This window comes from Sporolactobacillus sp. CQH2019 (assembly GCF_028765345.1).
GTDB lineage: Bacteria > Bacillota > Bacilli > Bacillales > Sporolactobacillaceae > Sporolactobacillus.
Map to the genome: position 1 here is coordinate 148,088 of NZ_JARAJZ010000004.1, position 15,331 is coordinate 163,418.

19 protein-coding genes are annotated in these 15,331 nt (G+C 49.8%); 8 read left to right on the top strand and 11 right to left on the bottom strand.

Going from position 1 to position 15,331, the window contains the following annotated elements; translation table 11 throughout:
- Positions 1 to 11: 11 nt before the first annotated feature.
- The gene (locus tag OYT88_RS07155) at positions 12 to 641 is read left to right on the top strand and encodes a L,D-transpeptidase (protein WP_274398940.1); all 630 of its coding nucleotides are present in this window, start codon (positions 12 to 14) and stop codon (positions 639 to 641) included.
- Between the two features lie 204 nt (positions 642 to 845).
- On the opposite strand, the gene OYT88_RS07160 is transcribed toward OYT88_RS07155, so the two are convergent.
- The 6 genes from OYT88_RS07160 to OYT88_RS07185 form a co-directional block, all read right to left on the bottom strand.
- Positions 846 to 1,130, bottom strand: coding sequence for a hypothetical protein (locus OYT88_RS07160; protein WP_274398941.1), 285 nt, complete (start codon positions 1,128 to 1,130; stop codon positions 846 to 848).
- Between the two features lie 798 nt (positions 1,131 to 1,928).
- Positions 1,929 to 2,885, bottom strand: a complete 957-nt coding sequence (locus OYT88_RS07165) for an ABC transporter permease (protein WP_274398942.1) — start codon at positions 2,883 to 2,885, stop codon at positions 1,929 to 1,931.
- Entirely contained in the window at positions 2,878 to 3,819 is a 942-nt protein-coding gene (locus tag OYT88_RS07170; protein ID WP_274398943.1) for an ABC transporter ATP-binding protein, read from the bottom strand. Before OYT88_RS07170 ends, OYT88_RS07165 begins: the two co-directional genes overlap by 8 nt.
- Positions 3,809 to 4,501: an ABC transporter ATP-binding protein gene (locus tag OYT88_RS07175; protein WP_274398944.1), complete on the bottom strand. Its 693-nt coding sequence runs from the start codon at positions 4,499 to 4,501 to the stop codon at positions 3,809 to 3,811. The genes OYT88_RS07170 and OYT88_RS07175 overlap by 11 nt, the downstream gene beginning before the upstream one ends.
- Positions 4,498 to 4,884: a GntR family transcriptional regulator gene (locus tag OYT88_RS07180; protein WP_274398945.1), complete on the bottom strand. Its 387-nt coding sequence runs from the start codon at positions 4,882 to 4,884 to the stop codon at positions 4,498 to 4,500. The genes OYT88_RS07175 and OYT88_RS07180 overlap by 4 nt, the downstream gene beginning before the upstream one ends.
- Before the next feature lie 39 nt (positions 4,885 to 4,923).
- Positions 4,924 to 5,685, bottom strand: coding sequence for a hypothetical protein (locus OYT88_RS07185; RefSeq protein ID WP_274398946.1), 762 nt, complete (start codon positions 5,683 to 5,685; stop codon positions 4,924 to 4,926).
- 812 nt (positions 5,686 to 6,497) lie between these two features.
- Between OYT88_RS07185 and OYT88_RS07190 the strand changes: the two genes are divergently transcribed.
- The 4 genes from OYT88_RS07190 to OYT88_RS07205 all read left to right on the top strand — a co-directional run bounded on the left by OYT88_RS07190 (position 6,498) and on the right by OYT88_RS07205 (position 9,520).
- On the top strand, positions 6,498 to 7,025 hold the full coding sequence (locus tag OYT88_RS07190; protein WP_274398947.1) for a Chromate resistance protein ChrB: 528 nt from the start codon (positions 6,498 to 6,500) through the stop codon (positions 7,023 to 7,025).
- A 34-nt stretch (positions 7,026 to 7,059) separates the two neighbouring features.
- The gene (locus tag OYT88_RS07195) at positions 7,060 to 7,419 is read left to right on the top strand and encodes a YkvA family protein (protein ID WP_274398948.1); all 360 of its coding nucleotides are present in this window, start codon (positions 7,060 to 7,062) and stop codon (positions 7,417 to 7,419) included.
- Positions 7,420 to 7,424: 5 nt separating this feature from the next.
- Positions 7,425 to 8,621: an MFS transporter gene (locus OYT88_RS07200; protein WP_274398950.1), complete on the top strand. Its 1,197-nt coding sequence runs from the start codon at positions 7,425 to 7,427 to the stop codon at positions 8,619 to 8,621.
- 407 nt (positions 8,622 to 9,028) lie between these two features.
- Entirely contained in the window at positions 9,029 to 9,520 is a 492-nt protein-coding gene (locus OYT88_RS07205; protein ID WP_274398951.1) for a hypothetical protein, read from the top strand.
- A gap of 337 nt (positions 9,521 to 9,857) precedes the next feature.
- Here the strand turns inward: OYT88_RS07205 and OYT88_RS07210 are convergent, their stop codons facing one another.
- The 4 genes from OYT88_RS07210 to pta all read right to left on the bottom strand — a co-directional run bounded on the left by OYT88_RS07210 (position 9,858) and on the right by pta (position 12,646).
- The gene (locus tag OYT88_RS07210) at positions 9,858 to 10,130 is read right to left on the bottom strand and encodes a transposon-encoded TnpW family protein (protein ID WP_274398953.1); all 273 of its coding nucleotides are present in this window, start codon (positions 10,128 to 10,130) and stop codon (positions 9,858 to 9,860) included.
- 196 nt (positions 10,131 to 10,326) lie between these two features.
- On the bottom strand, positions 10,327 to 10,488 hold the full coding sequence (locus OYT88_RS07215) for a cysteine-rich VLP protein (RefSeq protein ID WP_274399197.1): 162 nt from the start codon (positions 10,486 to 10,488) through the stop codon (positions 10,327 to 10,329).
- A gap of 287 nt (positions 10,489 to 10,775) precedes the next feature.
- Complete coding sequence (locus OYT88_RS07220) at positions 10,776 to 11,600, bottom strand: hypothetical protein (RefSeq protein WP_274398954.1); 825 nt, start codon at positions 11,598 to 11,600, stop codon at positions 10,776 to 10,778.
- Positions 11,601 to 11,653: 53 nt separating this feature from the next.
- Complete coding sequence (pta, locus tag OYT88_RS07225) at positions 11,654 to 12,646, bottom strand: phosphate acetyltransferase (protein ID WP_274398955.1); 993 nt, start codon at positions 12,644 to 12,646, stop codon at positions 11,654 to 11,656.
- Positions 12,647 to 12,819: 173 nt separating this feature from the next.
- Here pta and hemQ point away from each other — a divergent pair, with 173 nt between their 5' ends.
- From hemQ to gerQ, 3 genes are all read left to right on the top strand, one after another.
- Positions 12,820 to 13,566: a hydrogen peroxide-dependent heme synthase gene (gene hemQ, locus OYT88_RS07230; protein ID WP_274398956.1), complete on the top strand. Its 747-nt coding sequence runs from the start codon at positions 12,820 to 12,822 to the stop codon at positions 13,564 to 13,566.
- A gap of 208 nt (positions 13,567 to 13,774) precedes the next feature.
- A complete protein-coding gene (locus OYT88_RS07235; RefSeq protein WP_274399198.1) occupies positions 13,775 to 14,197 on the top strand; it encodes a cell wall hydrolase in 423 nt (140 codons plus the stop codon).
- A gap of 87 nt (positions 14,198 to 14,284) precedes the next feature.
- Complete coding sequence (gerQ, locus tag OYT88_RS07240) at positions 14,285 to 14,824, top strand: spore coat protein GerQ (RefSeq protein ID WP_274398957.1); 540 nt, start codon at positions 14,285 to 14,287, stop codon at positions 14,822 to 14,824.
- Positions 14,825 to 14,911: 87 nt separating this feature from the next.
- Here the strand turns inward: gerQ and OYT88_RS07245 are convergent, their stop codons facing one another.
- Positions 14,912 to 15,286, bottom strand: a complete 375-nt coding sequence (locus OYT88_RS07245; RefSeq protein ID WP_274398959.1) for a DUF423 domain-containing protein — start codon at positions 15,284 to 15,286, stop codon at positions 14,912 to 14,914.
- Between the last annotated feature and the right edge of the window lie 45 nt (positions 15,287 to 15,331).

A 15,331-nucleotide genomic window follows, 5' to 3' on the forward strand; every position in this document is an offset into this window, starting at 1 on the left:
TAAGATTACCCATGAATTTTTTTAGAAAAAGCAGCTGTATCCTGCTGGCATTCGTGATTGGCCTGGGACTGGCCGCATGCGCCCAAAATTCGGCCGATCATTCGGATCAGCAGAAGTCCAGAATTGACACTTCCGCCACTCAGAAGAACCAGGCAAAGACATCATCGACGCAGGCAAATTCAGCATCCCATGCCTCCGTTAATTGGAACGCTCCGTCCGGAGGTACTTATCCCGTCCTGAAAAAAGGCGAAAACATCTGGCTCGACGTCTCGATCAAACAGCAAAAAGTGTATATAAAAACCGGCAACAGGACGCTGTACACCATGATCGTTTCGACAGGGTTGGGTACCGACCCGGATAACGCGACACCGACCGGTACCTATTACATTCAGGCCGAACGCGGCCAATGGTTCTATACCCCTCAATATAATGAAGGGGCTAAATACTGGGTCTCTTGGAAAAACCACGGCGAATTCCTTTTTCACAGTGTGCCGATGGACAAAAATCAGCATGTGCTCACTGCCGATGCCGAAAAGCTGGGTCAGAAAGATTCGCACGGCTGCATTCATTTGACTGTTCCGGATGCGAAATGGGTGTACGAGCATGTGCCTTTTAATACAAAAGTGGTCATCCAGGCCTGATTGAGGAACCGGACAATTAAAAAGCCGTTGAAATCCCTTTATTACTGGAGATTTCAACGGCTTCATTTCACTTTTTTTATCCCGTACTCTCATCCGCGGCAGGCAGGCCGCGATACTTTTCGGCTGGATCGCTGTGCCGTCCTCTGCCCAGTTGGCCGGACAGGATTGATTTTCTGCCGGCTTGACCCGACGGCGGAAAATGATTCAGGCGTAACCCTCTGCAAGCATCCCTGCACCGCCGACCTTCAGCAGCGTCCTTTTCAGCTGTTTCACATGATCGCCCTCCACGACAACTAGACAATCGTTTTCCCGCGATAGATTGGCAAACAGAAAAGAGAGCAATTCCGGCAATTGATGGACCTTCTCTACTTTGTTTTTCCCATAGACATAGACAGTCTGTCCCATTTTTTCACAGTAACGGTAGAAACGAATCATCGGTTTTACCCGAAACGCCGCCGCACAGACCTTAAATGAAAAAATGTTTTTCATGATCTTTCCTCCTTACTGGCTTAACCGCGATTGTGCACCGCATCCTCATCGGACAAAAACATCGTACAACGCAATTTTTAACTTTTCCTGAAAGATCTATCCCTTTATCATCTTAGCCCGAAATCCCTTTCAAAAGATAAATTTGGGAAAAAATCGACTTTTATACCGAACCGGACCTTTTGATTTTCGGACCGGCCGATCCGGAACAGCATCAACTTTCGGACAGCCGGCCCGGATAAAGAAAACCTGCTGTTTGGCAGGCCTTTAAAAATAGGCAATGGCCCGCTGCGACAGCTGGCGGTCGGATTCGGGGCGACTTTTCTCTATTTCGGTGCGGCTCTAGCCCGTTTCGGGGCGACTTTTTTCTATTTCGGTGCGTCTCTAGCCCGTTTCGGGGCGACCACTTCTATTTGGTGCGTCTCTAGCCGGATTTGGGGCGACTTCTCTCTATTTCGGTGCGGCTCTAGCCGGATTCGGGGCGGCCGCTCCTTTTCATGGCGACTTCCCAGCGATATTCTCTCTATGATTCATACGAATACGCGGCAAGCCGAAGAAAAGGTCAGATGTTTCCGCCACATTTAACGCCTTTCCGCGCAGAATATCCCCCTTTTCGCCGGAACATTCGAAAGAATAAACCGGCGCTCATACAGGCCGATCGCTTTTCAGAATAAATGAAAGCGTATTCACGCAGCAGCACGGCTGGATACATGAATTGAGGAAATAAACATTTTTATTAATAAAAAATCCGCACCGTCATTGCAGGCGCGGACTCAACAATACTTTTAAGCATGCAAACGTTCAGGCTTTGATATCCCGTTTCGTGTAAAACAGCCAGCCGATAATCACAAAAACAACATAATAGACGGCGAGCACGGCCAGCGAGAAGCCGAGTGTCATGTCGCTGCGCAGCGGCGTCCCCGTTGTGTACTGCGTCAGATCGGTGTTGGCGAACAGGACATATTTCACCCAGCTGTAGCTCTCAAGAAGCGAGATGATGATCGAGGAGGCCATCAGCAGGAAAATAGACAGACCGATTGCCAGCCCGCCGTTGCGGAAGACCGAGGCGATCAGTCCGGCAAGCGTGACCATCATGAACAGCGATACACAGCTCAGCAAATAGTTTTTCCAGATCGCAAGCACCCAGCTTGTTTCGTACACCTTGCCGTTAATATAGCTCAGATGGGCTTCGGTGACTCCGCCAAATCCGAACATAATGCCTCCGATCAGCCAGGAGAAGACAAAGAGGACAACCAGGCAGAAAACGGCGAACAGTAAAGCCGAAAGATATTTGGACAGCAGCACCTGCGTTCGATAGATCGGCCGGATCAGCAGCAGCTTAATCGTCCCGGTATCGAATTCGCTGGCGATCGAGGTCGAAACGACAATGATCGTAAAAATACTGATCAACAGGGCGGCATTGGGCGCAGACTGTTCGATAAAGCTCCACAGGGTCATCCCCGATGCCGGCTTGAGATTATGATCGATCCGGTACTGGTTTGTGGCAATCGTCTGCTTGTAATAATTGACGGCCTGCTTACTTCCTTTAACCTGCGCCATCTCGCGCTGATAGGCCTTATTTTGCAGCGCCAGAGTCTGCTTCCACTGGGGATTCTCCTTGGGCGCCGGCTGATTCAGTTTAATGATCAGTCCGGCGGCCAGAATGATGCCAAGCAGGATGATCAGCATCACTTTGGTGGCATTCCTGCGGTAAATTTTCATATTTTCATTTTGAATGAGTGCGAAAAAGTTAGACAAGGCCTTTCCCTCCAGTCACTTCCAGGAATCTGTCTTCCAGTGATTTGGTTACCGAAACGACGCCGTAGATCTTCACCTTGGACATGACCAGCGTATCGATGACAACCGGAATCTTTTCGCGATGGATTGCCAGCTCAATCGCCTGAGCCTCGACCGCATCTGCTTCGATCGCCAGTTTTTCTTTAATCACCTGAGCAGCCAGGGTACCATCGTCAACAGTCAGGCGGACTTTTTCCCCGCCTTCCTGAACGAATGCATGGACCGTTTCCACGCCGAGCAGCTTGCCTTCCTGGATAATGCCGATTCGGTCGCACATCAGCTGCATCTCCGAAAGCAGGTGGCTGGAGACGATCACCGCGACGTCTTCTTTGCGCGTCAGGTCGTGCAGATAATTGCGCAGATCGCGGATGCCCTGCGGGTCGAGTCCGTTGGTCGGTTCATCGAGAATCAGAACGGACGGACGGTGAAGCAGGGCCTGAGCCAGGCCGAGCCTCTGCCGCATCCCCAGCGAGTAGCGTTTGACTTTTTCGTTAATCCGCTCTTTCAGGCCGACCAGACCGACGACTTCGTCGATCCGTTTCCGGTCGATCCCCGGGATCATCCGCGCATAATGGATAAGGTTCTGATAGCCGGTCAAGAATTTGTACATCTCCGGATTCTCAACGATCGCTCCGACCTGGCGCATCGCCTGTTTAAATTCGCCTCTTACACTGTGCCCCTGGATGAAAATATTGCCTTTCGTCATCCGCATCAGACCGACGACCATTCGGATCGTTGTCGTTTTCCCTGCACCGTTCGGGCCGAGAAAGCCAAAAACCTCGCCGCCGTAGATTTCAAAGCTCAGATCATCAATCACCGTCCTGCTGCCGAATTTCTTGGTCACGTGTTCCAATTTGACCGCAGGTTTCTTCCCGGTTTCGGCCTTATTGTTCATACTCTTTCACCATCCAATCGACTAAACTGAGATTTTCCTTGCTGCGAATTTCTTCGACACTTTTCATATCAAGAATTTCGCCATTTCTGATCAGGATGACCGTGTCCAGCAGCGGTTCGACTTCATGAAGCTCATGCGTCGTCAGCACAACCGTCTGTTTTTCAAGATCGACGAACGAAATCAGCCCTTTGATGATCGAGCGGCGAACCATCGGATCAAGCCCCGACAGCGGTTCGTCCATGAGGATGAACGGCGCGTCTCTGGACAGTGTGACGACAATCTTCAGCCGGCCGCGATTGCCCTTTGATAAGTGCCTGACTTTCTGGTCACGGTCCAGCTTCATGAAGTCGATCATCTTCTCCGCCTTTGCCCGATTGAAATCACTGAACGTCTGCTCGTAAAAATCGAGCGTCTGTTTTACCGTGAAAAAAGTATAGTAGGCGTCCAGTTCCGACAAAAAAGCGACTTTCGTACAGATCTTCCTGCTTGCCATGACGCCGTCGACAAGCACCGTTCCCTTTGTCGGACGGATGAGGCCGGAGATCAATTTGAGCGTCGTCGACTTCCCGCTTCCGTTCGAGCCGATCAGGCCGACAATATGTCCCGGTTCAATCTGCAGGCTGACGTCCCTCAGCGCCCTTTTTGTCAGATAGCGTTTCGATACATGCTCCAGCTGGATCATTGCCTTCCCTCCCCTGTACTATTTTCGTCAAAGTAGTGCTTCAGCCCTTCCAGCATTTCGGCCTCCGAATAACCCATTTCGTTCATTTCGCAAACGAAGGCGGAGATATGCCGTTTCTTCAGCTCATTGCGCATCCGGCCAAGTGCCTCCTGATTTTCCGTCACATAGGTCCCCTGCCCTCTGCGCTTCTCCACAATACCCTCCTCCTCCAGCTCGCGATAGGTTCTTTGTACCGTATTCGGATTCACACCCGAAGCAATCGCCAGATCCCGCACGGACGGCAGCCGCTCGCCGACGCCGATTTCTCCGCGGATGATTCTGTTCTTGATGCGCTCGCCAAGCTGGAGATAGATCGGTACAGAGGGGTTAAACGTTTCTGCCATCTTCCATACCCTCTTTCGTACGATTTCCGGTACAGATTTTTAAAACATTTCCAGTCTGTGATCCATCAGCCAGGCCGATAAAGCAAAGAAAAGCGCCATGACGAAAAGATCCAACACGTAACTGCCGAGATATACCGGATCCGAATAAACATGCACGCCGGATGAGATCCAATAATCAACAAACCCTGTCGGCAATTTCCCCCATTCTGTGATGGCTGCAAAAATTCCATATTGCGTAAGTTTAACTAACAGAAAGACAGCGGCTCCCATGCCCGCAATCATGATCGCCCACGCCGCACGGCCCATTCTCGATCTTAGGCAGAGAAAAACCAGCCATAGAAAGATAAAAACAATCCCTATGTAAATCGCAATCCAGTAAATATAAGCAATAACCAGGATGCCGGTCCGATAGATATGCATCCCATGGGACAACGGGATTGGACCTGACATCAGATACCCGATCCATGTATAGATTCCAATCACAAGGAGCGAAAACGTCATGTAGATGATGCCGCTGACGAGTTTTGCGGCCAGCAGCGACCAACCGGGCAGCGGATTGTGCAGCCACAAATGAAAAGTCTTTTTTTCCATAGAGACATTGACAACCATGTAACCAAATAGATAAAGAAAATGAAACCCGATTAAAATCAGGCCGGTTACAGCCATCGCTGTACGGCTGCCGCTTCGATAGGCCAGATAAATGCCAAGAGCCATCACGGCAGCCTGAGATATGAGGAAAATCAAAAAGCCAGGGCCTCCAAGCCGCATCTCCTTTTTTAATAAGGCCGTCCAAGCCGCCATCGTCAACCCCCCAGTTACTGATTTATCTTTGTTTTACTGTGCTAGTTAAATAGTACACTAGGCGGAAAATCATGTCAATTCAAAAATAGAAAATTTAAGACATAAAACAAAAACCGGGCATCCGCTCGGCTCATGTATCCGGCCGGACGGGAGCGTGAATCCGTCATTCGTTCATTAGAGCAGGTATAGGCATAGCGAGCGGCAATAGATTTCTTAAACGGGATCATGCGCAGATGGTGTTAAAATCCGAAAACGGCCGCAATCCGCTGCGTATGCCGACATCCTGACGAAAATCGTCCGTATAGGCTGGAGAATCTATACTCTTATCCAATAACCGCCGCTCTATCGTCAGTAAACTGCCCACTATCAACAGTTACAGTCAAAGAATCATCGGTTAAGCGCTGAATATTAACAGTAATGGCCAAAGGATCAATAAGCGTGAATGATCAGAACTGAGAAAAAATATTTAACAGGCACCGGCTCCTTTCAACAGCAGCGGACGGGCATGGGCCGTACATGGAACGCCATCCGCCGGCCTGGATGAGTCCCCGCAGATTTTTGGGGCCGGCTGACGGCACAATTTATAAGAAAGGTTATTACAAGCAAAAATTTTTACATAATGTTAAAACAACTACTATCACTCCGGAGGCCGCTGCTTCCCCGTGTGTCAATGCCCGGCATGGCCTTTATAGACGATAAAAGTAATTTGTAAAGCGGCCAAAAATCATCATTATTTGATAATATGACAATAAAAATATATTGTAACCAGTATAACATGTTATACTGGTTACAAAAGCATTTGAGGTCCTATCATGAATTGGATAACGATTATCTATCAGATTCCAAGAGAAATGCATAAGAACAGGATGGCTGTTTGGAGAAAGCTCAAGTCGATTGCCGCGCTCAATGTTTTGCAATCGATTTGGATACTTCCGGAATCCGAAGCTGCAAAATCAGAACTAAAAGCCCTTGAAAAACAGATCAGCGAGAACGGCGGCAAATCCATCTATTGTGTCACGGTGATCGAAGACGAGGCCCAAAATCAAAAAATAATCGACGGTTTCAACAGTGAACGGAAACAGGATTTTAAAGAATTCTTTGATAAATGTGATGATTTCGGGCATGAAATAAAACGCGAAACGGAAAGAGAAAACTTTACCTATGCAGAAGTCGAAGAGAACGAGCACGAAATTAAAAAACTGCACATCTGGCTGAACAAGATCATCCGAAAAGACTATTTCGATTGCTCCTTCAAATCCGAAGCAGCTGAGAGACTGAAGAAGTCCGAAGATTTGTTGAGCCGGTTCAGTGACGAGGTATACAACAGAAATGATGAATAATCTGATAAGCAGGATCCGGCTATGGGCCAGACAAATGAAGATGAACATTTCTGCGTTGTGGCTGGCGTATCAGGACAAGCGAACACCGGGTTACGCAAAAATCTTACCCATTATCATCGTGGGATATGCCTTCAGCCCGATTGACCTGATTCCCGATTTCATACCCGTTCTGGGATTTGTCGACGATGCAATTGTTCTTCCCGCCCTTATTTGGCTTGCTATCCGGCTGATTCCATCTGAGATTATGGAAGATTGCCGTGAAAGGGCCCAAAAACTTGAAACGGACAAAGAGCCGAAAAATTATGTTGTTTCCGCCGTAATCGTCCTGTTCTGGCTTGCAATTCTGAGCGCTGCAGCTGTGGCAATCATTAAGTTATTACACAGAGAGTCGTGATTTGAATGATGAACAATATGAAAAAAGCCGCTTATTCTTTTATCATTCTGCTGGGAATTGTAAGCCTTCTGTCTGACATGGCCTACGAAGGTGCAAGAAGTATCATCGGTCCTTACCTCGGACTCCTTGGTGCGACCGCCGCAACGGTCGGTTTTGTCTCAGGGCTGGGTGAATTTATCGGATACGCTCTTCGGCTGGTTACCGGATTTATCAGCGACAGAACGAAAAAGTATTGGACGATGACAATCGTTGGCTACGCAATGAATATTATAGCCATCCCGTTACTCGCAATCGTTCCCGCAAACGGCTGGATTTACGCCTGTGGACTGATTATTCTCGAACGGCTCGGCAAGGCGATCCGAACACCCTCCAAAAGCACGCTGGTTTCCTTTGCCGCAAGTGAAGTAGGCGCGGGAAAGGGATTCGCCATTCAGGAAGCACTTGATCAACTCGGTGCATTTATAAGCCCGGTCATTCTTTTTGTTATCCTGACGTTGAAAGGTTCGTCCGGTACAAAAAATGCATACGCCGTTTGCTTTTTGGTGCTTGGCATCGCCGCCATACTCTCTGTTATTATGTTACTGATATCAAAAAAAATCTATCCGACACCGGATGCATTTGATAGAACCAAAGAAGCCGAAGGAAAGATTCATTTTAAACACTCATTCTGGTTTTACATGGTGTCTATTAGTTTGATTGCCGCCGGATTTGCCGATTTCTCGCTGATATCTTATCATCTGGTGCATCAGAATCTTTTCGCAGACAATATGATTCCTGCTCTTTATGCCGTTGCAATGGGAATCGACGCTTTGTCCGCCCTGTTTTTCGGATGGCTCTACGATAAAAAAGGATTGCTTTCGCTCATCATAGCAACAGCTATCTCGGCATTCTTTGCACCATTTGTATTCCTCACCGGAAACACGGCGCTCATTATCGTTGGAATCATCTTTTGGGGAATCGGAATGGGCGCGCAGGAATCCATCATGCAATCGACCGTCACAGGCCTTGTCGCCAAAAATCACCGTGCAACCGGCTTTGGCATATTTAATACCGCATTCGGGCTGTTCTGGTTTATGGGCAGTTTTATCATGGGTACCATCTACAGTATTTCATTGCCGGCTTTGGCTGGAATATCGGTGCTTCTGCAGCTTGGCGCTATTCCGGTTCTGTTTATAGTCCGCAATCATGTGACGGGAAAATAAAACGCTAATGGCTAAAATAATATACTGACAAAATCGTCAACAATTGCTGGCTTTTTTTGTGTTCTATTTCGACTAAATACGATAGGTTCAAATAAATTTGAAAGATAAAAATTATGTGGGAAAGGGGAGCGGGCAAGCTCCCTTTTCACAAAGCAGCATTCATATTTTAGACATGATTTCGTCATGGGCAATCAAGTTTTTGATGGATTATTTTATCTGCGGCAATCGTTTTCGTTACGTTCATTCCTTACGGAAACATTTCACGGTGAAAGAAAACGCCGATAAGAAATTGATCCAATCTTAAGGACCGGGCGGATGCAGTCCCCCGGCCGCGTTTCACTGTCCCGTCCTTTGTATGCTATAATAAACCGAAGAAAAATTGGAGTAAACGGAGTGGAACAATCTCGATGCTTGATTACCAGCAAAAACTGTCAATTATTGAATCATTTCCCGAACTTAAGAAAAAAGAAGTCTCGCTCGGAAGGATTAATTTCCAATATGCGGATAGCGTCGCAGATAAAAAGAACGTCATTTATCATCTGCATCCCAATGGCAACGGCTACGGCTACGCTAAGGATATCGACGGATACGAACCCGATGCAAAGGGCATGGTCAACATCCGGGATTTCTCGGAGGAAGAATTGCGCGGGATCATTAAAAAGGCGATTCATGCCCTGTCCGCAGAAGGCGCCTATGAGGCCGCAACCGCCGGAGGAGTCGATCATGAAATCTGGATAAACCGCAGCGGCCAGAGTCTGGAGGTGATTTACGAAAACGATCTTTGGAATGTCTATGCCGGAGAACTGCTGGACGGCACCTTCCGGACATATCTCGAGGCACGGGAATACTTGATCGAAGAAGGCTTCCGTCCGGAAAAGACTAAAAAGGGCCGTTCCTGAACCCGGCCGGACAGTCATTTTAAGAAAAGACAATCGGCTGCCGACATCGGTGACTATTTTTCAACAAAAAATCTGCGGTCGTTTAGCCGCACACAACATATGAGCCGGCCGGCAGATAGAGTGGATAAATTCGAGAACAGTTAAGCCCGGCTCATTGAACAGGAAGCGAAGGAACTTTTCCAGCCGGTTCAGAGGAAAAGTTCCTTTTTTCTGCGCCGCGATTCAATCAAAATTCGGCGAATTTTCCCATTTAATGTTAAAACGGCACAATAGCTCCCCAATGTCACGCTATCTGCTTTAACAAATTATCGAAGACTGTTTTATCGAAATTTGAGTATCACATCCGGTTGATCTCATTTCGGAGTATTCGTTTGATTTTGTTACTCATGGTCTCCCTGCCGGCGGTGCTAATGTGGACTCGCACCCGGTAAACGGCCTTGCCGATTTTCTTCACAAACGGGGCATTTTCTTCTTTTACGATAGGCGGGACAGCAGCAGATGTAGTGGAGTTGTCGATGGCTTTTTTGTTCATAGGCACCCCGGCACTAATCATCAAATGGGAATTTACTGGCCTTAAAGGGGCACTTTCCGGGCCTTGAAAAACAAACACACAGGCCCCCTGTCGGCGCGTGACTGGAAGCCTTGATTTATCAGGTTTTTCCCAGCCCTAAATACGCAGAAATCACGTATCGTTTCCGTTGTCTCGCGGCGCTCCACACGGCAGCGCCCCCGTCCGGCAACAGTCCTCGCTCGGTTGGAGCTGAGGAGGAACAGCGCCTCGCATAGGACCAGCGTTTTTCACTCCCTCAGTAGAGTAGGGCGCTTTCCAGTCTCTTATCCAGCGGGAGAACGGCCGCTTGGAACCCTCGACACAGTGGGGAGTAGAAAATACTCTGAACGCAGATCCATTTCTCTCCATCGTCTAGTGCGATGCAATTTCCGTTATCATAGTTGCAGCACTCGTGCACCAACTACTGCGCCCATCGGTATCGGCGTAGTCCATGATAGGACTAGGTTCAGGTTCATTAACCATAGAAATTAAGATGCCACTTAGAGCATATAACACCAAAAACGGTAAAATTTTTTCACAGACAGGCGCTTACCTGAAGAGGATACAAATTATTCCCGGTCATCGGACCGTTCACCCGAATCAGCAAAAAATTGCGGAGCTGTTCATCAACAGGGACAGCTCCGCAATAAGGAAACCGGTTCAATCTTGCTTAACCTATTTTAGAATTTAAGCTCTTTATCACTATTATTTTACCGAAACAGCAATCTGTACCAGGCTCATCGGATCGGCAGCATCCGTGAGCTGGTAGACGGTCCGGCCGTCCTGCCACATGGCCAGGCTTTTCCGGCTGTCCGTATAAACCTGAATCATGCCGTATTGATGCGGAACAGGCAGCAGATATACATCCAGATAGGCAACGACACTTTTCGCCAGACTGATTGCTTTGACCTGATCGGGCGTCGGAGACAGGGCCATCAGTGTCCAGCGCCCTTCATTCCAAGAGACGCCGGCCGTACCGGCTCCCGCCGACGTGTAGCCGGTTATCCGGTGGCCGAGATCGGTCGACTGGCCGTCGGAAGCACCATAGCGGTGAAAAGAAATCTGCTTCCCGGCTTCTGCGTCGCTTGAATAAACAGTGGCCTTCAGTGTGACCAGAGTCCGGGCCTGCGAAAGCGACGGGTCATTCACTTTCAGCGGACGGGCCGTTTGTTTGTAAGTGACCGTATAACCGGAAGAAGTGTGCTGCGCAAGCGCCGAAATATAATAACCCTTCGGAACAGGAACCATCTGCGGAAGTTTAAGGCCTGCCGTCGTTTTCAGTGCCGACCGGATTTCCTGCTGAGTCTGTTCAAGCGACCCTTGTTCAACGGACGAGCCGTTCGACGAGGCGCTGCTTTCCGTTCGAGCATTCCGGCTGGCAGCCGTGCTGCTGCCCGCTTCCGAGTTTTGTACCTGGCTCTGTCCGGCTGAACTTTTGGCTCCGCCTGAACTTCCGGCGCTGCCGTTCGCACAGCCGGCAATCAAGAAAACAGCCGATACCGCGGCGATCAGGGCACTCAGTTTCTTCATTGTGCATCCCCTCCCTGGCTTAAAACGGATGACAGTGACTGGGAAAAAGGCAATCAGGCTTTCTGATGCAGGCGAAGCGATAATGCCTGTTTCGCTGTAATAATTGCCAGCTTATAGACATCGTCCGCCGAGCAGCCCCGCGACAGATCGTTAACCGGTTTATTCAGGCCCTGGAGAATCGGTCCGATTGCTACAAAGCCGCCGAGCCGCTGGACCATCTTATAAGCGATGTTGCCGGCATCAATATTCGGAAAAATAAAGACGTTTGCCCGTCCCCCGACCGGGGAGCCCGGCGCTTTCCTTTCAGCCACGGAAGGCACATAAGCAGCATCAAACTGCAGCTCTCCGTCGATCAGAAGTTCCGGGGCCTTTTCCCTGACCAGTTTTACAGCCTCGGTCACTTTATCGATTGCCGGATCTTTCGCAGATCCCTTGGTGGAAAAGCTGAGCATGGCAATTCTCGGATCGATCCCGAACAGTTTGGCCGTTTCGGCCGATTCCACCACAATTTCCGACAGTGTTTCACTGTCCGGAGTAATGTTAATGCCGCAGTCGGCAAAAACAAACTCTTCCGTGTCTCTCACCATGATGAACGATCCGGAAATTCTTTTCTTCCCGGGCTGGGACTTAATAATCTGAAGCGCCGGCCGGACCGTGTCCGCCGTGGAATGGACGGCTCCGCTCACCAGCCCGTCCGCTTCCCCCATGTAGACGAGCATGGTTCCGTAATATACGGGATCAGCGAGCCATTTTCGTGCCTGTTCACGGTCGGTTTTCCCCTTCCTGCGGGCAACGAGCGCTTCAACCAGTTCGTCCAGCTTCGTTTCCGTTTCGGGATGCCTGAACAGAATTTTCTGTTGATCCGCCAGTGCGCCTATCTCCGGCACGGCTTGCCCGCGCTTTCCGATCAGAATAGGCTGAACCATTTCCTCGTCCGCCAGCTTCCGGACCGCCGCCAGAATCCGTTCATCTCCGCTCTCAGGGAAGACAATCGTCGGTTTCTTTTCCTTCACCTCAGCTTTAAGCCTGTCAAACAAATCTGCCATGTTGGCCCCTCCAATTAAAATTAATGCGTATTTTCAGTATAAACTAAATGAGCCGATCCTACATCCTGAAAATTAATTTGATTAGGGTGAAAATTGCAGATGACTTGGTCGCAGACAGCCCCCGCACTGTGCTATAGTAAATAAGTAGCAAACAGACAAAGAGGTGACTTATCGTGGCCGAAGCAGCAGAGACACTCGACGGATGGTACTGCCTGCATGATTTCCGAACTATTGACTGGTCTTTATGGAAAGCCCTTTCAGCTCATGAAAAAGAGGAAGCCGTTCAGGAATTCAGCCATTTTCTGGCGGAGTGGAACCGAATTGAACAAAATCACGAAGGCAGCTACGCCTTCTATTCCATTCTCGGTCAGAAGGCTGATTTCGTCATCATGTCGCTCAGACCGACGATGGACGAGCTGAACGAACTGGAAACAGCCTTCAATAAATCGAAATTTGCCGAAGTGACAGTACCGGCCTACTCCTATGTTTCCGTTGTCGAACTGAGCAATTATCTCGGCAGCGGCAAGGGCGATCCGTACGCCCATCCCCGCGTCCGGGAGCGCCTGTACCCGCTTCTGCCTAAATCTGATTATTTCTGTTTCTATCCAATGGATAAAAAACGCGATCAGGACGACAACTGGTATATGCTTCCGATGGAAAAACGGCGCGAACTGATGAAAAGCCACGGCATGATCGGGCGCAGCTATGCAGGAAAAATCACGCAGGTCATCACCGGCTCGGTCGGCTTCGACGATTGGGAATGGGGAGTTACGCTCTTCTCAGATGACGCACTCCAGTTCAAAAAAATCGTCTATGAAATGCGATTCGACGAGGTAAGCGCCCGTTACGGCGAATTCGGGCCGTTTTATGTCGGACCGCTTTTGGATGAAGAAAAGTTCAGGAAGATGCTCGCCGTCTGACACGGCAAAAAGGCCGAGCGGCCCGCCCCCCGAACCGGGAGCGGGCCGTTTTTGCCGACCAGCGGCATGCGGACGTCCTTCCGCGCTTTTGTCATCATTTGCTTCAAGCCGCATAGTCTTTAAAAGTATACGGCAAACAGCCCTGTGTTGTACGTCAATGAAATCTGTCCGCAAACCGGAATGTTCGGATAAAAGGGGGTGTCCGGCCATCGCTGTCATCCAATATACATCGAGCGACGTATCGCTGCTTGCCCGGCTGATGCGCGCAGAAGCCGAAGGAGACGGACGGCTCGGCATGCTGCTGGTCGGCAATGTCGGCGTCAACCGGGTTCTGGGCAATTGTCTCGACTTTAACGGCATCACAAGCATTCAGCAGATGGTCTTTCAAAGTCCCGGCGGATTTGAGGCCACGCAGCACGGTTATTTCTATCAGGCCGCGCGTTCGCAGGACAAAAGGCTGGCAAGGCGCGTCATCAACGGCGAGCGCTTCAATCCGGCAGCGAATTCGCTTTGGTTCTTTAAGCCCTTGGACGTGTGCCCGGCTCAGTGGTTCAATCAATGGAACACCGGGCGTTATAAGGCGCACTGCTTTTTTGCTCCTACTCCGACAGAATGCCCGCGGGTCTACTGATCCTGCCGGACCCGCTTTGGAAAGCCCGATTTTTCATTTTTTAGTGAGACTGTGCCGGTTAATCTTTTCTAAGGAGTGATTCAAATCATGAGCGATCAATTTCCACCGGAAAACTGGCCTTACGGCGCTTCATTCAATCCGGAATACGGAGAATCCCAGAACCAGAGGGCTTCTGGGCAGCCGACACCGCAGCAGGCGGGAAGTGCTTCGTTCCCCTTCCCCGGACAGTTCGCCACGCCGTCGGGAGCTCCCGCAACAACGCAGGCACCGCAGGCTCTGCCTTATCCATATCCGTCCTATACCATTCCTGCGGGAACCGCCGTCCCGTCGCAGGCGGCACCTGCAGCGACCGCACCGGCCTTCGTCGAGCAATCCTATATTGAAAACATTTTGAGGCTCAATCTTGGGAAAACCGCCACCGTCTACGCGACATTTGAGGGGAACACGGAATGGAACGCAAAAAAATTCACCGGCACGATCGAAGCGGCGGGCCGTGACCACGTGATTGTCGTTGATAAGCAAACGAACGTGCGTTATCTGATTCCGATGGTATTCGTCAATTATTTTACGTTTAACGAGCCGCTGGAATACAGTTATCCCTACGCGCCTCCTTCAGCCGGAAGATGACGGCGGACAGGAAAAGAACGGGCTGAGTGAGCTGCTCCGCCCATTTCACTTCGGCCCATTTTTACTTGGAAGGACTCCCGAATGCGCTTATCCCACGATGGCAGCAAGAAACAGCAGAGCCCAGCCGATCAGAAAGGCTACGCCGCCGAACGGCGTGATGATGCCGATCGCATCAACACGGCTGAGGCTCAGCGCATATAAGCTTCCCGAAAACAGAACCGTGCCGAGTACCAGCAGCCAGCCGGCCCATTGCAGCAGACCGGCCGACCCGCGGAATACACTTGCAGCGAGTATGCCGATCAAAATCAGGCCGAGACTGTGAAACATCTGATACTGGACACCCGTCTGAAAAATGGGAAAGTAATGTTCGCCCAGATGCGGTTTCAGAACATGAGCGCCGAAAGCGCCGAAAGAAACCGAAAGAAATGCCAGCAGGGAACCAAGGGCAATAAAAATTTTCATCTAATTATCTCTCCTTTGCCGGATCACCGGCACCCGACTGTGTTC